At 58.5% G+C, this 19,908-nt stretch carries 12 protein-coding genes; 9 read left to right on the top strand and 3 right to left on the bottom strand.

Going from position 1 to position 19,908, the window contains the following annotated elements; genetic code table 11:
* Window positions 1-41 precede the first annotated feature (41 nt).
* The 5 genes from GR702_RS11550 to GR702_RS11530 all read left to right on the top strand — a co-directional run bounded on the left by GR702_RS11550 (window position 42) and on the right by GR702_RS11530 (window position 13,646).
* The gene (locus tag GR702_RS11550) at window positions 42-458 is read left to right on the top strand and encodes a DUF6950 family protein (RefSeq protein WP_160986035.1); all 417 of its coding nucleotides are present in this window, start codon (window positions 42-44) and stop codon (window positions 456-458) included.
* Complete coding sequence (locus GR702_RS11545; protein ID WP_160986034.1) at window positions 458-10,597, top strand: hypothetical protein; 10,140 nt, start codon at window positions 458-460, stop codon at window positions 10,595-10,597. The genes GR702_RS11550 and GR702_RS11545 overlap by 1 nt, the downstream gene beginning before the upstream one ends.
* A 343-nt stretch (window positions 10,598-10,940) precedes the next feature.
* Window positions 10,941-11,675, top strand: coding sequence for a hypothetical protein (locus GR702_RS11540; RefSeq protein WP_160986033.1), 735 nt, complete (start codon window positions 10,941-10,943; stop codon window positions 11,673-11,675).
* Between the two features lie 513 nt (window positions 11,676-12,188).
* A complete protein-coding gene (locus tag GR702_RS11535; protein WP_160986032.1) occupies window positions 12,189-12,401 on the top strand; it encodes a hypothetical protein in 213 nt (70 codons plus the stop codon).
* Between the two features lie 1,032 nt (window positions 12,402-13,433).
* A complete protein-coding gene (locus tag GR702_RS11530; RefSeq protein WP_160986031.1) occupies window positions 13,434-13,646 on the top strand; it encodes a hypothetical protein in 213 nt (70 codons plus the stop codon).
* Here the strand turns inward: GR702_RS11530 and GR702_RS11525 are convergent.
* The gene (locus GR702_RS11525; RefSeq protein WP_160986030.1) at window positions 13,627-14,259 is read right to left on the bottom strand and encodes a glycoside hydrolase family 19 protein; all 633 of its coding nucleotides are present in this window, start codon (window positions 14,257-14,259) and stop codon (window positions 13,627-13,629) included. The genes GR702_RS11530 and GR702_RS11525 overlap by 20 nt on opposite strands.
* Before the next feature lie 199 nt (window positions 14,260-14,458).
* On the opposite strand from GR702_RS11525, the gene GR702_RS11520 reads away from it, so the two are divergent.
* A complete protein-coding gene (locus GR702_RS11520; protein WP_160986029.1) occupies window positions 14,459-14,716 on the top strand; it encodes a type II toxin-antitoxin system HicA family toxin in 258 nt (85 codons plus the stop codon).
* A complete protein-coding gene (locus tag GR702_RS11515; RefSeq protein WP_160986028.1) occupies window positions 14,713-15,285 on the top strand; it encodes a type II toxin-antitoxin system HicB family antitoxin in 573 nt (190 codons plus the stop codon). The genes GR702_RS11520 and GR702_RS11515 overlap by 4 nt, the downstream gene beginning before the upstream one ends.
* A 68-nt stretch (window positions 15,286-15,353) precedes the next feature.
* Here the strand turns inward: GR702_RS11515 and GR702_RS11510 are convergent, their stop codons facing one another.
* Complete coding sequence (locus tag GR702_RS11510) at window positions 15,354-15,890, bottom strand: HNH endonuclease signature motif containing protein (protein WP_160986027.1); 537 nt, start codon at window positions 15,888-15,890, stop codon at window positions 15,354-15,356.
* Window positions 15,891-16,814: 924 nt separating this feature from the next.
* Here GR702_RS11510 and GR702_RS11505 point away from each other — a divergent pair.
* A complete protein-coding gene (locus tag GR702_RS11505; protein ID WP_160986026.1) occupies window positions 16,815-18,182 on the top strand; it encodes a hypothetical protein in 1,368 nt (455 codons plus the stop codon).
* Window positions 18,183-18,623: 441 nt separating this feature from the next.
* Window positions 18,624-18,845 carry a response regulator transcription factor gene (locus tag GR702_RS11500; protein WP_160986025.1) on the top strand — a complete coding sequence of 74 codons (222 nt, stop codon included), beginning with the start codon at window positions 18,624-18,626 and terminating at the stop codon, window positions 18,843-18,845.
* A gap of 461 nt (window positions 18,846-19,306) precedes the next feature.
* Here the strand turns inward: GR702_RS11500 and GR702_RS11495 are convergent, their stop codons facing one another.
* Window positions 19,307-19,891 carry a hypothetical protein gene (locus GR702_RS11495; RefSeq protein WP_160986024.1) on the bottom strand — a complete coding sequence of 195 codons (585 nt, stop codon included), beginning with the start codon at window positions 19,889-19,891 and terminating at the stop codon, window positions 19,307-19,309.
* Between the last annotated feature and the right edge of the window lie 17 nt (window positions 19,892-19,908).

Below are 19,908 nucleotides of genomic sequence, written 5' to 3'. Positions count from 1 at the left end.
CCGACGTGGGGAATGGTCGCCTGAATAAATAGAGCATGAACTTGCTCGAACGCGTCCAGAAAACCCAGCTTACCATTGATGAATTCTTCGGCCAGCCATTCAATTGGGGCACCGCCGATTGCGGAATACTCGCAGGCCGTCACCTTGAAAACATGGGTTTTGAAACCCGGCTCTCGGAGGCGCGCAACTACTCTACGGAAATTGGCGCGCGGCGCGCGATGACTGCGCTGGGGTGCTCCTCGATGGAGGACTTCATCGACGCCTATGGTTTCGAGCGCATCCCGCCTGCGATGGCCCTTCCCGGCGACGTGGTCGGATTTCCCGGTGGCGAGGACGGCAAAGAATGGACCGCGCTCGGTGTCATGATTGACCCCGGCGAGCATCTTATCGGCTTCGCGAATGGTGAGGTCATGCGCGGCCCTGCCCACGTCTGCACCGTGGCATGGAGGGTCATCTAATGCCTATGGCAATCCCGATCCTCGGTGCGGCATTCCTCGCAGCCGGTTCCGTGATGACTGCTGTCGGTGTCACGGCTGCGATTGCGGGCATCAGCCTCGCGACGATTGCAACGGTCGCAGGCGCGGCCCTGATGGCGGTCAGCATGTTGACGATGCAGGTCCCCAAGCCGTCGAGCGCAGGCACACAGCTAGACACCCTCACGAGTTCGAAGGCGGCAGTACCTGTGCTGTACGGTCGCACAGCCACCGGCGGCACGGTGGTCTATGACGAACTCTCAGGCAAAGAGAACCGCTACCGTTGGCTCGCCATTGCACTGTCTGCGGCGGGTCCAATCGCGGGCGTCGATGCGGCCTATGCCAATGACGTCGGGCTGAATTTCTTTGGCGATCCGACCACGGCGATCTCGATGGTCACCTCGACCTCGCCTGCGTCCAAAAAGCTGTATCGCAACAAGTTCGCGCAGCGCTGGCTTGTCGGCGAAGCGCCCTCACCTACCACTATTTCGCAAGGCTTCGGCTCCTACGGCCCCTCTCCGAAGGCACCCGGCAAGGCATCCGGCCATGCGCTCGCGCTGGTCTATGCTGACTATGACTCGGACCAGTTCCCGCAAGGGTTTCCGAAGCTTCTTTGGACCGTTCGCGGTGTCAAAGTATATGATCCGCGCAAGGATTCGACTTATCCGGGTGGGTCGGGATCACAGCGTCTCGCCACACCTTCGACATGGGCATTTTCCGAGAATCCTTACCTCTGCGCGCTGCACTGGACGCTTGGTAAGTACGAGAATGGCCGCAAGGTCGTGGGTATTGGTGCCCTGCCCTCTGAGGTCGATTTTGCCGCATTCGTACGCGGTGCGAACGTTGCCGATGCTAATAACTGGAAGTGCGGCGGTGTCGCTTCGACCTCGGATGACAAGTTCGCGGTCCTGTCCACGATCCTCGCCGCTGGCGGCGGTGTGCCCATCGCTCGGGGCGCTCAGATTTCGTGTTTCGTCAATACACCGCTGACCACCACAGCATCCATTGTTGCTGCCGATGTCATTCGAGATGTCGAAATCCAGAACTCGGCCTCGCTGCGCCAGCGCTACAACACGGTGGCCCCGACCTACCGTGAACCGTCGCAGTTCTGGAAAATGGTTTCCGGCGAGCAGGTCACTTCGACCGTCTACATCGAGGAGGACGCTGGATTCAAGGCTTCTAAGGAAGTCGAATTCACAATGGTGCAGCAGGCCAAGCAGGCTCACCAGCTTGCGACGTACAATCTTGTGAACTCGCGTGAGATGCTCACTTTCACGGTGGGTCTCAAGCTGCGCGCCCTCTCTTATCGTGTTGGCGATGCAGTCACGGTCAACGTGCCCGAAATCGCCTCGGGCGCGACCAAATGCCTAGTCATCAACCGCGAATACAACCCCTCCGATCAGGTTGTCACCCTCACCCTCAAGAGCGAAAACGACGCCAAACACGCGTTTGCGCTCGGACAGAGCCAAATCGCCCCGCCGACTATCGCGCTCACCGGCTATGACAAGACCGACCTTGCCGCTCCGGAATCGACCGCATGGATCGTGACCGGAAGCACGCTGACAAGCGCAACCGGTACGAAGCCGATCATCCGCGTCGGTGGAGCGCGGGATAACCCCTACGCGGCGGCGATCATCGTCGAGTACCGCCCAGTTGGTGCCGCCGACTGGCAGCAGGGTGGCACCTATTCGCGCGATACCACGGCTATCGAAATCAGCACGGTGACGTCGAACACCGCATATCAGGTTGCGATCTCGTACCGGTCGAGCAGCGGCGCGGTATCGGATCGCACGATCTATGGCCCGGTGACCGCTGGCGGTGAGGCATTCCAGTGGCAGGCAGTCACTGGTCCTGCCAAGCCGCAGGACGGCGCGACGGTCGGCGCACCTCCGGGGACGCAGGTTGGTGGCGTCCCTGCCGAAGACATTGCGGCGGGCGTCGGCGCATACGTGCAATGGCGCGACATCAGGCCAGCTAAGGTGACCTTGGCTAAGGCTGGCGTCACATCGTCGCTCGACGATGCGCAGAATGCCAAGCTGATCGTCAAGTGGACCGCATTGACCGGCATCTCAGATTATGAGGTCGCGGTCAGCAAGGCTGGCATGAATGAGTGGGATTACTACCCGGCAGGCCAAGCGGCTACCGCGACGATCCCCGCGTTAGCCAATGTCGAGTACGACGTGCGCGTCCGTGCGAAGTCATCGGCAGGCGTGGTCGGCGATTGGTCAGATACGATCACACACAAGGTGGCGAAGGACGAAGTTGCCCCCCTGCCCCCCGTCGATATCTACACCGAAGATTCATATGGTCGCTATGTCATTGGCTGGAAAAACGATGCCGCTGCCGATCTCGTGCGTGTGGACATCTACTCATCGGAAACCAACGATCCCGCGACAGCGACGTTATTTGCGAGCGAGACGGTTTCGCCCGGCACCACCACCGTCGCGCAGCCTCCTGAAACGGCTGTCGGCCTTACCCGCTACTTTTGGTTGAAGAGCGTCGATAGGTCTGGGAATGCGAGCCCATTCTCGGCGCGCGTCTCTGCAACCACTATCAAAATCGAGGGACCGGCCCTCGGAGCGGTTCCGGGTGCGAACATCACGGACAAAATTCCCGCGAACGTGCTGCCGCCCGTCCCCGCCGAAATCATTTTCGGCGAGTTGCACGAGGACGTTCTCCCCGTCACCCCGGTCGAAAAAGTCCCCGTCCTCACGGAGGCCCACATTCCGGCGATTTCGGCGGACAAGCTGACACCGGGCTCGATCCTCTCTGACACCATTCTGATCAGAGGCACGAATACCACCCTCGCGGCGATGAACACCAACGTCAACGACTTGATCAGCGACACAGTCCTGATGCCGTCGGAAAAGCCTGCGGTGATCCGTGAGCGTGACCGGATCGTCGCGGCGGCGGCGGCGCTGATCGCGGAAGCTGGTGTCTACAGCATTTCCACCACTGCGCTGGTCAATGCCCGTGATGCGCTCACCACCTACCTCAATGGCCTTACCCCGGCGCTGACCAACACCACGGTCAAGACGACGGTGGTCGTTGCGACCCATAACGCTCGCTTCTCCGATTATTACGCCGCCGAATCCAATCTCAAGGTGTTGGTCGAGAACGCTGCGAAGTCGCGCTCAGATGCCACCGTCGCCGCCAAGAATGCAGCCGAAGGCGCTCTCGCAACTGCCACAACCAAGGCATCTGAAGCCGCAGCATCGGCAACGCAGTCCAGCACTTCGGCAGGCGTCGCAAGCACGGCGGCAAATGCAGCCACTTTGACGACAGCTAACGGGCCGATCCTGCCTTCGGCCTTCGATGAGGATGGGAAATATTGGGGACCAACTGGCTCCGGTCAGCCCACCCGCGCAAGCCTTGCGGCGACCCCCGCAGCGGGCATCACGTTCGTGACTGTCGCGGGTGTTGGGCGGGTTGCACAGATCGATGCATCTGCACAACGCGGCGTCGCGCCACTCGGATGGATGAACTGGAAAGCGGGTCAGCGCTACCGGATCGAGGCAGTATATCGCGCGATTTCGGGTTCGACGACCGCACGTGTCTATCGCGCGTCGTTCAGTGAAAGTGCCACCGATACAGGCAGCCCGAACAGCGCGCGCTCGACCACCACTGATTGGCAGACACATGCTTTCGAGATGACCGCCGATGCAGGGGCCGGAACTGTCTATATCCGCCCGTGGATACGTTTCGAAGCATCTGCCGGGTGCGTGGTGCAAGTCTCCTCGCTCTCTATCACCGACGTGACACAGACATTGGCGGCGGCAGGTTCGGCCACGGCTGCGGCAAGCTCGGCCTCGGCAGCCAACACGTCTGCGGGTGCCGCAGGTAGCAGCGCGAGTGCGGCTGACACGGCTAAGACCGCTGCGGAGACCGCGCGCGGGCAGGCGCAGACCTTCGCCTCCAACGCCAGCGGTAGCGCAGACAGTGCAGCCGGGTCGGCCTCGACGGCAGCCACACAGGCTGGTGTCTCGGCCTCATCGGCCACGAACGCGGCCAACGCGCAGCGCGCGGCGGAGCTTGCGACGCAGCGCGGGGGCGTGAGCACGTTCGAGGACAAGGGTAAGTATTTCTTCCTTACCGCCAATCCCTTCGCCACCACGAATTCGATCCCGGACACAAGTTTCCGCAATGTCAGTGGTGTGGGCAACGTCTACTTCGTAACGAACGCCGGGACGTCAGCGGTCAGCAGCTACCCCAAGACCCGCAAACTTCTGCCCAACGCGCCGGGACGTACCTACCGAGCGACGGTCGTGTTCCGAGCCATCGACGGCAATGTGACGGGGCGCTCATTCGGGCTTCTGTGGCAGGAGACCGGCACTCAGGCGAACTTCACTGCCGGGACGAACACCGTGGTGACCCCCGCAATGGGATGGTTCACCGCAACGCACGATTTTGTCGGATCGACCGGCGCGTATCCGTTCGTTTCTATGCAAGCTGAGTTCTCCATCGCCGCAGGCGCGACCGTCGAGGTCCGTTCGCTCGATATCGTGGACGTCACTTCTGAGGTTGCTGCGCTTGGTTCGGCAAATGCTGCGGCAACGTCGGCATCGAGCGCGAACACCAGCGCAACCAATGCGGGCCAGTTCGCAACGGCGGCATCGAATTCTAAGACCAGCGCGGAGACGGCGGCAGGCAATGCCAGCACCTCGGCAACGCAGAGTTCGTCATCTGCCACTCAAGCTTTGGCATCCGCCACCGCGATGGGCCTTCAGAGCAATGCCAGTTTCGACGCGGCGTTGGTCAATTGGACCAACTCCTACACAGGCAACACGCAGGCGGGGGGCGCGAGCGGGCAGATTCAGGCCAGCTATCAGGGCGCGTCCAACGTGCTTTTAACGCCTGCGAATTCGCGCGCGGACATCGCTGGCGAGATCAAGCCGATCTCGAACGCCCGCACTTATCGCATCACAATCAGGGTCTATGCGTCTGTCGCGGGCGTCCCGCTGCGCTTCGGTATGCACGTGCGGAGCGATGCCGCTATCGGCAATACTGGCGGCAATGTCGAACTTGATGCACCGTCTCTCTCACAAGGCTGGAATACTGTAACGGCGGAATTTGGTGCGGGCACCGTCCGCACGTGGGCGTCTGACAAGGTCTGGGGCAAGCTGTTCCTGATCATGAATGGTCCAAGCCCTGTCTCTGGTCAGCTTGCCATCGACTATGCGATGCTGGAGGATATCACCGAGAGCAAATCGGCTGCCACGTCGGCGACCGATGCGGGCACTGCGGCAACCGCTGCAACTACCGCCAAAACTCTGGCTGAAACTGCCCGTGGGCAGGCTCAGACGTTTGCTGCCAATGCGTCTACGTCTGCCGACAATGCTGCGGGTTCGGCTTCGACCGCGACCACTCAGGCTGGCATCTCGGCCTCCAGTGCGGCGGCAGCCACGCAGACGGTGGCCAACGGAACAATCCTGCCGAGTGATTTCACGAACGGCGGCACCTACTGGTCAACCACGTTCTCGGGGGTACCGACTCGCGCATCGATTACCGCCAGCGCCACCGGCATCACGTTCCCCAGCGTCTCAGGTATAGGAACCGTTGCGCAACTCGACGGTACAAGCAGCACGCGCGACATAGCGGCTTTGGGCTGGATGACCTACACACCGGGTCGCCGTTTCCGCGTGACGGCCCGCTATCGCTGCCTGAGCGGCTCGACGAACGGTATCCTGTACATCGTTTGGCTGACTAGCGCGGGTGCGCAATTGGGTGCGAACAACTTAACGTCGCTCCCGGCAGCAAACACCGATTGGACGACGGTCTCGGTGGAAATGACCGCCGATCCGGCGACTACAACGGCATACTTGCGCCCGCTGGTCCGCGTCCAAACCGGATCGGTCATGCAGGTCGCTTCGCTGGTGATAGAAGACATCACGACTGCGGCGGCTGCCGCGAACTCGGCCACCGCTGCCGCTAATTCTGCTTCCAGCGCGAACACGTCAGCGACCAACGCAGGCAACTCCGCCACGGCTGCCAACAACAGCGCGGTGGCGGCAGCGTCGAGTTTCTCGGGTGCTCAGATGGCTGCGGCGAACGGTGCAGTCCTTCCGAACGATTTCGCGCAGAACGGCAGCTATTGGGCGAGCAACTATCAGGGTCTTCCCACGCGCGCTAGCTTCGGCTTGGGCAACGCCAACCTCTATTTCCCGACCGTTTCGGGGGTCGGGACTGTGGCGCAGATGAACAATGTCGCGGGCGACCTCGACATCTCAAACCTCGGGTGGCTCACGCACAATTCGAGCAAGCGCTATCGCCTCAACGTCCGCGCCCGGACGACCTCGGGCACGGCGCAAATGGTCAGCTTCATGATCGGGCTGACCGACACGGGCACTGGCGCGGGTAGCTATCCATCTCGCACCGACACCGTGACCACGACGTGGCAGACGTTCACGCTGGAGAACACAACCGGTTTCCCCGGCGTGGAGGCTCGTGCTCTGGTCCGTCGCACGGGCAGCACGAGCAATGGCATCATCCAAATCGCGTCTATCGAGTTCATCGACATCACGAGCGAAGCCGGTGCAAAGGTCTCGGCAGATGCGGCGGCGACTAGCGCAAGCACGGCCACGACAAAGGCAGGCGAGGCGGGCACAAGCGCGGCGGCTGCATCCGCCAGCGCGGTAACCGCCAATACCAAAGCCGGTGAGGCATCGTCCAGTGCCTCGGCTGCCTCGGCCAGCGCCACGCAGGCGTCAGCGTCTCAGGCAGCGGCAGAGACGATCACGCGCGTCGCGGCCTCGCTCGGAACCGGTTCCTCGATCTACAACACTGTTTTTGCAGATTGGGTAGAGAGTTCGCCCGTCCCGGCCAACTGGGCGAATTGGGCTGGTACACCCCCGGTCAGGCTGACGACCGGGCGAAACTCACCCTACGCGCTACAGTTCGTCACCGCATCGGGGCAGACCAGCCAAGGCATCCAGCAAACGGTCGCGTCCGCGCCAACCAGTGGCCTGAGCAACATGCAGCCGGGTTGGTACATCGTCGAGGCCGAAGTTGAACTCGTCGCGGGTGGCTTCACGGGGGCGGGCATACTGTTTCGCGGCCTCACCTCCGCAAACGCGACCGCCCAAGACATTCTGATCAATTTCGGCACGGAATTCGGCGTTGGCGAAGTCGGAAAGTCATACACGCTCCGCAAGCGCGTACAGATCACGAACGCGAATACAGTGCGCGGTCATGTGTTTTTGATGTCGCAATGGCTCAATTTCGGAGCATCCACCGCTAAGACGCTTAACGTCTACCGCGTTTCGGTGCGGCCTGAGAATTTCGCTGAAGCGTCCGTTACGACGCAAGCCGGGTCGATCACCGCCCTTGAGGGTAAGACGTCCGCATATTGGCAGACGGTCGCGAACGCGGGGACGGGTCAAGCGATCATTAGCGCCCGTGTGGACAACGCGGGAACCGCGAACATCACCATGGCAGCGGGCGAGATCGTCCTCGCCACCAGCGCTACGGGCAACGTCTTTCAAAAGGCCCTTGTCGTGGACGGGGCGGGCAATGCTACTCTCGCAGCGAAGCTCAAAGCCGGTGCAGTGGAGACTGACCACATCACGGCCAACGCGGTCAACAGCGGCAAAATCGCGGCGGGTTCGATCCAGACCAACCACATGGTGGCAGGGTCGATCAACGGTGACCGCATCGCTGCAAACACCCTGACGGCTGACAAGATTGCGGCCAACTCGATCACGGCTCGTGAACTATCGCTCGCTGACTTGACCAACTTGGCACCAAACGGCGACCTGATCACAGCACAGGGCTTCCCTACCTCCGGGAGGGTTGCCATCGCCGCCGATGCGGCCAACGCTTATGCGGGTAAGGCCAACGTGTTGGTTGTGACGCCTGCCGCTTCTGCTGGATGGGTCGCACTGGCCAATTCGACGTTCGGCGTTGAGGCCGGTGAACAGGTCTACTTTGAGATTGTCGCTCGTGCTGCCGAAGGCGCAGCGGGGCGCGCCGACGTGCAAATTCGTTGGGAGCGGCCTGATGGGTCGCAGACGAGCACGGCCACGGTTGGCGTCTCCAGTGCCGCCACAACATGGACCCGCGCAACCGTGAACGCGACTGCCCCGGCAAACTCCACCCAAGGTCGTTTGCAATTTTATGCGTCCAACACGGCGGGCAATTTTTACATCGGCCAAATCCGCATCTATCGCAAAAATGGTGCGAACCTCATTGTCGATGGCTCGATCACGACCAACCACATGGCCGCGAATTCCATAACGGCGGCTAAGATCGCTGGCGGCACGATCACAGGTAACGAGATCGCAGCCAACACGACCTCGGCCTCAAAGCTCCAGATTTCAGGTGAGAACCTGTTCCCCGATCCCTACTGTCAGGACATCAACTGGTGGAAGGGGCCGTCTCAGGGCACGTTTGCCGAGACTGGACGGGTGACACCCGTGAACGCGAGCAATGCGTATAACGTCGGGTGGGAGATGATACCGGCCCCCGACAAATCGCTGATCGGGCGAGTGGGCGGCAGCAAGGGTTTCTGGCAGCTTTGGTCAGGCAATAGCAACGATGGATACCGGGGAACGGAGACCACTCAGGTCATCGCGCCCAGCATCTATTGCAAACCCTCTACCACGTATGAGGTCGGGATCGGCTGCACAAACGGCTCAAACCGGGCTGTGAATGTCTATGTCCAATATTTCAACGCGGCGGGCGCGAACACGTCAACTGTGCTGGCCATGACATTTGCCGCAGGCGATCAATCGACCATTCTCCAGCGGGCCAAGGTTACGACCAACAGCGCAGCCGTTAGCATCCGCATCTTTTGGGAAACGCCTTCGGGTACTGCCTTCACCGGGTTCATCGATGTGGGCGGCGTAACGCTCCGCGAAGCGGCAGGCGGCACGATGATCGTCGATGGCACGATCACAGGCAACCTCATCGCGGCAAACGCCATCCAGACGAGCAAGCTCGATGCAGGCGCTGTGACGGCGGAGAAAATCCAGTCTGGGGCCGTGACGACCGACAAGATGACGGCCAACACGATCAATGGCGACCGCATCACTGCCGGAACCTTGAACGCGTCCAAGATCGTCGCGGGGTCAATCACTACCACGCAGATGACGGCCAACACCATCAATGGCGACCGCATAACCGCAAACACGTTGAACGCGTCCAAGATCATTGCGGGCACGATCACCACCGACCGGATGACCGCGAACACCATCAACGGTGACCGAATCCAAGCCGGTACCCTTGCTGCTGATAAGATCATCGCGAACAGCATAAGCTCCGCGCAGATTGCAGCGGGCGCGATCTCTGCCGACAAGCTGACTATCGGTATGGGCGGCAACCTCCTGTTGGGGGCTGGCCAGAATGTAAACCCGAATTCGTTTATGGACATTAACGACAGTGCTGGCGGCGCTCATTTCGAAAAGAACGGTAAGGGCGAGTGGCTGCTTGGTTCTTCCCAGTTTTCGTATGGCGGTGGCGCGGTTGGTGACGCTTGGAATCTCCCGGATCGCTCGACGTGGTGTCTGCGTCAGGTGAACGGAACTCAGTACGGGAGCGGCTACAGCGACTGCTTCTACGTCCGTCCAATGGCACAAGCCAACGGCGGAGCCCGTGAATTCGATGTGGAGCCGGGTCGCACATACGAGTATTCCATCTATACCGGGGCGCACAGGTGTCGCGCTCAGGTTTACCTACAGTTGCTTGATCCCAATTGGAATCACATCGGTTATGTCGGCGGCGATGCAAACGCCACCAACGATGAAGAGGCTGCTGGCGGCACTCATCTGGGGGGATACAAGCGCATCTGGGTTCGCGCAACAATGCCTGCAAACTGCCGCTTTGTCCGGATCATGACCCGTAAGTACAACACCAAGAGCGGGCAAAGCGACAGCTATCTGTTCATGGCCAAGGCGATGTTCGCTGAGACGTCACCCGCTGCGACAACGCTCATGTCTTGGACGCCGGGATCGGTGACGGTCATCGACGGGGCCAACATCGTGACCCCCAACATCAGTGCGATCACGGCCAACATCGGCACCCTGCGCACTGCCTCGTCAGGCCAACGCGTGGAGATCAGCGATAACGTGATCAAGGTGTTTGACGCAAGCAACGTCTTGAGGGTGAAGCTGGGCGATTTGAGCAAATAATAAGTAAGTCTATGGCTCATGGACTACAACTTATGAATTCATCAGGAGGTGTCATTCTGGACACCTCCCATCGCACGGCTACCATTCTTGGGACATCAATTGTTGGCCCCGGTGACACTCGTAACGGCGCGGTATTCGGGGCGGCACAGGCGTGGCGGACAATCGACGTCGGCGGCGTCCCGGCAGGCAGCACGCTATGGGTAGAGGTAGTATGCGTTGGAGCGCTCGCGAACCCAGAGGATTGGAATGGTGGCGCGCAGGTGTTGAGCGCCTCTCAATATCGGTACCGCATCGATAAGTGCCCGTCGAATGTCCAGTCGATGATAACATGGGGCTATCGCTGATGGCGTTCGGCATCAACATCCTCAACGACTTCAACACGCTTCAGATCGACGGATCGAATCCCAACCCGTCGTTGGTAAATAAAGGCGTATGGTACCCGGCTGCGGGGGCCGGATCGTCGAACACTCAGGCTAACGTAGGGTGGCAATCGGTCAACATCAGTCACAATTCAGGCAACGCCCCAAAAATGGTGATACGCGCAAACAACTGTTACGCAGGCATCTGGTCGGTGCAGAAATCGGGCAACACATGGACGTGGACGCTCTACACGATCCATTCGGAGGTCGGCCCTTCCGTGGAGTGGTTCATTTTCGACAAGGTCAGCGGCCTTGGGCGCGGAAGCGGTTTTGGGCTGGAGATATCAAGCGCGAGTGCCGAATTGCTGATGAGCGACATATACCCCACGCTTAAGCTACACGCGATGGCGTCGGATTATACATCCAACCAAGGTGCCAACGGCGGCAATGGCGCTTACCCACAAAGCTACGATGGCTCACGAAAATTCGGAAACATGGGAATTGGACCATTTTGGTCGTCGCGTATCGAAGAGCGAGGCGACTCCCTATCGGGGCAGGTTACCTTTGTGCGTTTGAACTGGATCGGAGCGTTGAAATGGACCGGCTCCACGGTGGATTACATCGACCATGAGACAGCGGGCACCGGCAAGACGTATGGATGGGACGACAGTTCGGGACAGCCTTCTCCCATGTGGATCGTGGACCTCACCAACTTATGACGATGCCCGTGCTCATCGGGTCTCGCGCAGCGGTGCACGGAGGTTTCCTGCCACCTTGGCGGAATGGTCGCGCGAACGACACTGACGTCGTGTGCACAGAAGCTTGGCTTGCCTCGTACTGTAAACGCGCAGGGATAGCTTTTCCGTCTTTAGAGCCATGGCCTCGTGGAATTCTAGCGCCTCATGCAGGAGAGCCGCCCGGTGGGCTGAACTGGGCTATAGCCACTGACGGGCGTCACGAGTTGATGGCCAACTTATGCCGTGAGACCATACTGCCATCGTGGAGCGACACTCACGTCCTTGTTGCGACCAAGGAAGTTGTGTGGGCGACCCGTGTCTTCACCGCTGGGCACAACCCAAGGACTTTTGAGAAATCAATGAAGGATTCTCTGTGGTACGACACCCTCGAATTAGACCTCACGCCTGAGCACTACACGCTCGCATACATGTGCTGCCGGTCGAATTTCCGCCTCATCACGATGAAGATGGATTCCTCTGCTGGCTAAATAGGGGATGACCTCGACACTGAAATCCCTCTCGAAATCTGCCATCACCTACCTTGGTGATGCCGCACACCGTCGTTTTGTCGCGGTGATCGCGGCGCTTGGTACGACCCACCTACTCGGTTGGGCGCTCGACGCCGACCAGATCGCGCTTGCCATTGAAATCGTCATCGGCGGCGTTGGCGGTGCTTGGACGGGTGCCCGCCCTGAGGCTGACCAGTGATCGACGCCAAGGCAGTTTGCGATGTCAGCACCGTGTGCCTTCCGGTAGTGGGGGTCGCGGTGACGACCTCAACGGTTGCCACCGTCGTCATGGCCCTGCCCGCGTTCATATGGTTTAGCTGGCAACTCTTGGATAAAGTCATGGCGAAGCGCGCTGAGAAGGCTTCAAGGGCGGCCAGAGAAGGCGGCTAGCGTTCGCTTCCGAACACCGGCTTGCTGTCGCTTGATGGCCGGAAGGGGTGGTTAGTTGTCGTCTGATCGCACAGCCGCGTCAGCCCGCTGCCGAAATATGTCTATCATGACCACAACACCATGAAAGAGCATCGCACCCAACCACGGCAAACCCACCCATATTCTCTCTTCAGGTGGCTCGGCCATTAGGAACGTGACGAAGGTTCCGATCAAAAGTGCGATGTAACTCAACCACCTAAGTCCAGTGAACGGTCTGTAGCGGTAGTTGAAACTGCGCATGAATGACGCGACATGAGAGGTGAGTAGCCGATCATAGATCGGAACGCCGAAAAGAGCGATGAGGGCAGCAATCTCCAAAGACATTGTCCGACTTTAGCAATTGAAGCTATGGCGGCAATGGGGCGCTTCCCGCTGGTCCGCTTTGCCGATTAAAATGTTGCAAGCCTGACCGTCTGGTTCCGGGGATCGGCCTAAGCATCATCGTCGAGCGTCACGGGCGACGTTGGCCTTTCAGCACGGCTACCACCGAGACGGCCTCTCGAACCATCAGGGCGGCTGAGAGCGCCAATGCACTACGGGAGGCCCCCATACTATCCCCGGCAGCCTCAGCGCGCTCTAGGGCAGCGCGCAACGCCTCTATCGTGTCGTTCATGGTCCTGTATTTAGCCGAATGCTGATTGGCAGGCGCGGTGTTGCGCATCATTTCCTGAGCAAGTTGCACCCGAAGTAGCTCTTGTTTCGCTTGCCCATTCGCGTTGACACGTCGCATTCTTCATTCGGTCACTACCTGAGGAATACAATGAACTACCGTCGTGGACTGCACCGAATCTTGATCATATCCATGATCAGCATCGCGCTGATTTTCTTGATAGGCGCTGGTTTCCTTTGGTCTGATTACCAGACCGCTGTTGCCAATGGCGATCCGAGTGCCAATGACAGACTGGCCGATGTCTGGGTCGCCTTAGCAATGTCCATTGCAATTCCAGCGACGATGTACGCGGCATGGCATTGCATGATCTGGATCAGCAGAGGCTTCATATCGCAAAGGCCTTGAGGAGGGAGTTGGAGTAGGCTTTCCGCTCGGCCAGCCCATGGGCCGGGTTCTTGCCGTTGATCCTCGATGATATGAGCGTAATCTGCCAACCGTCCGCGAGATCATTCAGACGAGTGGTGGACCAGAACCATGCCGCCGACATGAAAGCACCCTCGTCCGTTTTCAGATACTCGACCGTCTCCTCAAGGGTCTTGCCCATCGCCTTGGCGAACGCCGTTTGGTTGGCCTTGCCGGTAAGTTGGATGAAGCCGGAGCCCCGGTGCACCCAGCCCTGCCCGGACTTCTCGTCACCGTTCCCCATGCGATTTGCGTACACGCGCGCCGCGATCCGTGAAGGTTGATAGGCATAGGCTTCGGCCAGTTCGCGGGTCGGGAAATACCTCGGGAACACCCGTTGGAGGCCATGCGCACTGTACCAGAGGTTCTCGACCCGCGCGGTGAACAACGCGGACTCATGGGCGCATTGGGCGAGAAATGCGGAAACACGACGAACGCCAGTGATATTGAATTTCGCCATCGCTTTCGGCGCGTTCTGCGCGACCATCTTGGCGTTGGCAGGGGTGATGCGGGGGAATGCGGCCTTGAGGATTTCCGGGGTGAGCTTGGGGGTCATCCCATATTTAGGGTGAGGCCATAAAAGGGTAGGCCGCGACACCTATCCGCCAAGATTTTGTGCCGCGCCCCAAATCAAAACCAACCGGAGGGGTCATTGTTATTTAGCATCTGTCGTTCACCGGGGCGCGGGCTGTCGGAGTTCAAAACCTTTCTGTTTGGGGCTTGCACAAGGTGCTAGCACGTCTTATCATGCTAGCATGAACAGCAAGCAGAGAAAGACGCTTGAAGCGATATGGACTGACCCCGCGTCAGCCACCATCGTTTTTGCCGATATCGAACGCTTGCTGGTCTCGCTGGGCGTGACGGTGAAGGAAGGCAAAGGGTCCGGGGTCAAATTCATTGGACCCGCTGGGGAGTACCTAAGCTTCCACCGCCCCCACCCCGGCAAGGAAGCTAAACCATATATGATCAGGGGATTCCGTGAATATCTGATTCAACTAGGACACCGGCCATGAAGAATGTGATGACTTATAAGGGGTATTCTACCCGCGTCGAATATAGCCCGGAAGATGGTGCGCTCGTTGGGCGGCTCATCGGCATACAAGACATCATCATGTTTGAGGCCGATGGTGTGGCCGAGTTTGAGACGATGTTCCACGCCGCTGTCGATGACTACCTTGAGTCTTGCGAGGAACTTGGGAAAGAGCCGCACAAGACCTTCAGCGGCAAAGTGATGTTTCGCCTCAATCCTGAGGTTCATCGCGAAGCGGCAATCGCAGCGGAGATCGAGGGCAAATCACTCAATGAGTGGGCTGAGAATGCCTTGCATCAGGCGGCTACTCATCGCGTCACCGATGATGATGGGCGCGCATATGAATTCCCCGTCACTGCCCTGCCCTACAGCCTTTGGGCTTCTGATAACGCGGGAGGTTTGGACCGAAACTCTTCTGCGGCATCCATATGGAAAACCATATTGCAATCTCAAATGCTGCTTCCACAGCCCTATGCGGCGCATCCTCAAGGTCACCTAGCCCTTGCAACGGCTTTGGCCGCGAAGGCCAAGAGGGAAACAACCCACGGCTGATTGGCCGCAAAGCGAAAGGCCGGGATCACCCCGGCCTTTTTCTTTTTCCTCTCTCGCGTTTTGAAAACTCAGTCGTCGCGATGGCCGGTTTGCGCGAACTCGCCATCGTGCTTGCGGATGACTTCGTCACGATAGTTGATGGCGTTGTCGAGATCGCCGAAAACGTTCTGATAGCGGGTATCGCCGCGCTGAACCTTGACCGCGAACCGCGTCCCGAAGCTTTTGGTCTCATACACCGCGATGCATTTGTAACCCGAGGATGACCAACCCTTTTGGTTATAGACGTTTTGAGCGCGGCTAGCAGGTCGCAGATTGCTCCACCGATTGTCCCACTTGATGTGATTGCGATGGTCCATCTGGCCAGAGGGCCACTCGCCAGTCATAGTCAAGTGAGCGAGGCGGTGGGCATAGTAGGCCTGACCGTTGACCTTGATCTCGACATAACCAAGGTGCCTGTGAACATAGCCAGCTTTGGTACCGGCCTTGTACTTTCCCCGCGTTACTAAGCGAGTGAATTCCCCCGCATCTGCGTCATAGCTGAGGATCGCGTCGAGTTCGTCTTTCGTGAGTGCGGGTTTCGCTCCGCGAGCGGTGTCGTCGTTCATGCAAGTATTTAGTCAAATGGCGCAAAACGCCGCCGTAAACTCAAAAAACGGCGGTTTTCCGAAGGTGATCGCTACGCGTGATATCGGCTGCCGGTTTTGAAAACGCGTCACGAAAACGCTACTAGTGGCTGCACCGCACAGGTTCGGGTGCGCTTCGCGCCAAATTGACGGGGGCTAACCGCCTTACCCACCGAACGGCTGCACCTGTTTCCTAGTGATTGGCAGTTAGGAAATAGATTCAGATGGGTTTTCAAAACCCGCAAGGGCTCAATGAATTGACCTGAAACGACCTCGCCGATGTGTGATCGGGTGATTGAGCGGAAGCGAAATGAGCCGATCATCAAGGCGTCGCGCAGCCGGTCAGGTACTGGCCGGATGGCGTTTAGACCTGCAAATCCCAAGCGTTGAGCACTTGACGGCCCATCGGGTAACCCGTCCTCAACTCGATTAAGTTGTTGGACCTAAAGGGTTATGGCCCCTCGCTCGCCAACCGCTCACGACGCGCAGGATCATCGGCCACGTGACTGACATGACCGCGAGCGGCCATCTCAATCAGATGACCTCGATCCCCCTCAAGAAATCGACATTTCTGTGCATTTCAATTTTGACATAGGGATTCCTCAGGATGTATAAATAGGTCTGTAATCGATGTGGCTCCGCCTTTCCGATCAACCTTCCAACTCATCCATAGATCAAAAATAAATTGATCCATGTCACGCAAAATACCTATTATATATAAATAGAGCGTGACGCTTACGAGATCATACTAGTAGCGTTTTTGTGACATGTTTTGAGAGAAAGAAATTGACGAATACTTTGTATTATGACCCTCGCCCATGTGGTTCGGGTAAGACCTATCAGGAGATCACCGATATTGTAACGACGCGTGGGCTGTACGTTTACGCGGTCGAAAAGCGGGAGGCGATGGCCGAGATCGAGGCCTTGATCCACCAGCGGGCAGAGGAAACAGGATCGAGGGTCAAGGTCATCCGCATCTACTCGCGGGGCCAGATTCCGGACATCACGCCGGATGGATCGCTTGTGATCACCGGGTCGGCTAACGTTCGAGCCGATATCGAGGCCCTTCCGACCACCTATATCAAGGGTCATGTGGTCGCGCTCGTGACGCACGAAGGCCTCAAGATGGCAGACTTGAGCGGGTTCACGGGCTGGTCGCTGACAATTGATGAGACCCCATCCATCTGGGATCGTCAGACGATCAATGTCTCGCTGGAGAGCACTGCTTCTCATTTCGCCGCGCACTATGCGCTGAAGCAGTTGACCCCCACGCGTTTTCAAATCGTCCTGCGCGATGACCTCGATCCACAGACGGCCAAGACGATGAGCGCCGACGACATGGCTCGCACGGCTTCGGTTCTCCACGCACGTGTCCTGTCTGATCGTGTTTCTGTCACCACCGACATCGGTTCATGGAGTGAGATCGTCGAACGAAAGGCCCTGTCTTGGTCGTCCATCTGGTCGCCGGAGCAATTGCCTGTGTTCGACCACGTCCACGTGCTCGCAAACGATTTCGACCACTCGGTGACATTTCAAATCTTCCGCAAGCGTTGGCCCGAGCTTGTATGGGAGCGGCTCGACCGCCCTACCCGTCGCCGATACGAGCACCGCGATGTCGTGATCCGCTATCATGCTGATGCGCATGAGGCTTCGCGCAGCCTGTTTTCAAGCGAGCGCGGGCAACGTCATCTCCGCATGATCGCCCTCGACCTTGCAGCGCAGTTCAGCCCGACCAATCATATGTGGACCTGCAATTCGCGAGACGAGCCGCTGTTCAACTACCCTGACCGTGATCAAGGCGCGATTGCGCCGGGGGTCAAGCTGTCGCCCCGTCAGCAAGGTTCAAACCGGTTTCAATCGATCAACAACGCCACGATAATTTACACCGCTAAGCCCGACAATACGGACATCGCCATGTTTGAGGAGATCGGCCTCGACCCCCAGTACATCACGGACAGCCGGGAGCGCGAGACTATCGTTCAGTTCTCCACTCGGACGAGTGTGAGAGACGCGGCATCAACCGCGACGGTGACGATCACCGTGTATGACCGAGAGCAAGCCGAGCACCTTGAGCGCTATTTCCTGCGGACCGGGTATTGCCGCCCTACCCTTCAACTGGTTGATCTTGGTTTCGCTGGATATGTTCACAACAGCACGGCAGGCAGGCCAAGGACGGTGCGGACCGCCGAACAGACAAAGGCACGTGACGATAAGCGTCGGGAGCAAGCGCGGCTTAGGAAACAGGCTCAACGTCAGCGTCAAAAGGCTGCGTGATGAAATGGGGAAGAGCCGATAGTTAAACTACCGGCTCCCCAGAATACCAAAATATGATGAGTGTCAGGTGAGCGCCCTTCAACTCTATAAGGTTGAGAGAACCTGACCCGCCAATCTTACTGAAGCAGTCCTCGGCAAGTCTATAAAAAAAGGGCAGCCCCTTGCCCAGAGACTGCCCCACATCAGGAAGTTTTGATGCCAAAGGGAGAAAGACGAAAGCCCTTTGACATCTGTATTTATATCAGAGCGCGATTCTCCGGTTCAATATCATAATGCTGGAATCCATGCTGCAACGCGGTGGTGATTTCCCCCAAGTCGGAAATCGGTTTGACCGACCTATTTCCGGGCTTTCGTCCTTACAATTTTGTCATCCGGGAAATAATGAGTATCTTTCCCTACCCCTTTCTGCGAGCAACCCCACATCATTAATCGGGGGTTACGATGTACAGCAACTTTGCAGCAACAACTCAATTAAGTTTGACCAGTCGTGAGACGGACGTTATTCGCCTTGTCGCCGATGGCTGGTCTGCCAAAGAGGCAGCAATCAAGCTGGAAATTGCCCCCTGCACTGTGGAGCGCCATGTGGAAAATGTCCGTCTCAAGACACGGACGCGCAACAGAGCGCACATGATTGCTCATGTGTTAAGGGAAAATCTGATTTGAAATGTAATGGGGTCGGGCGACTGGTGACGTGGTCGCGTTCGATCAGTCGCCCTGTCTTGACCTTTAAGGCCCTTTACAGCGACGTCAAGGTTGGTGGAGGCACGAGAACGTGCCCCCACTGCCCTTTTTACTCGTAGATCGGGATGCGGAAAACACCGCCATTCTTGCGGTAGATGCGCCGCCCCTTCACGGTGATGTAGCGTCGGTAGATGTAGTCTATCGGTTCACGTTTCATGGCGTTTTCTCCATGCCATGTTGAAACGGACGCTTCCGTTTGCTAGGTGAACCTTGCGATGGAGGCCTAGCGTGGATGCGCCCGGTCTTCTCACACGGTCCCCGCGTGGGATCGTGTGGAAGGTGGAACCGCTGGTGGAAAGTGGCGGAACAGCAATTCCCCACTGCTCACAAGCGGAAACTCATCATTGAGCGCCCGGCCCGCGAAGCTGGGCGCTCTTTGCGTCTCAAAGGTCGTACTCCTTCCCCCGTGGGCCAAAAACGTCCATCGCCTTGGCTGGAAGATGGCCTTCTAATGGACCCTGCGGCTCAAGCCTGCCATCAAACTCCTCATCGTCGTCAGGGACCGTCGTGTTCGTTGCCACCAGAGTCCACCCGGCTCGCTTGTGGGAGCGGAACAACGGCGACTTCGACAGCATGGCGGAAAGATTGTTCTTCGGATCGTCACCGCCGATATCATTCCCGGCAGCAATCAAGGCATCGTAAAGGTCACTGGTGCGAGTGGGCTCGGTCCTGCCGCGCAGGATGTTTTCAGCATCTTCTAGTACTTTTTGCCGAGCCACCGAGGTCATGCGACGATTTCCGTCAACAATCGCCTCACCGCCGCCAAAGGACCGCGCGGGCTTGCTTACTCCTATTACGGAGAGCCCGACGCCCATCATCTTCAGGCCGCTCATCGTTTCTGCGAGCGGGCTGTATAGCTGCGAGAGCCGCTGAAGCTCTTGCAACTTCACAAATCGAGGATCGCTCTGAAGCGACGACTCCAACTCAGCAATCTCGCGCTCAAGCGCCTCTTTGAATTCGACGGACATAGCGAGTCCTTTGCCTA

It is taken from the genome of Novosphingobium silvae (genome assembly GCF_009856825.1).
GTDB classification, from domain to species: Bacteria; Pseudomonadota; Alphaproteobacteria; order Sphingomonadales; family Sphingomonadaceae; genus Novosphingobium; species Novosphingobium silvae.
Note: the sequence above shows the minus strand (reverse complement) of the source record. Positions and strands in the feature narration are given on the sequence as shown.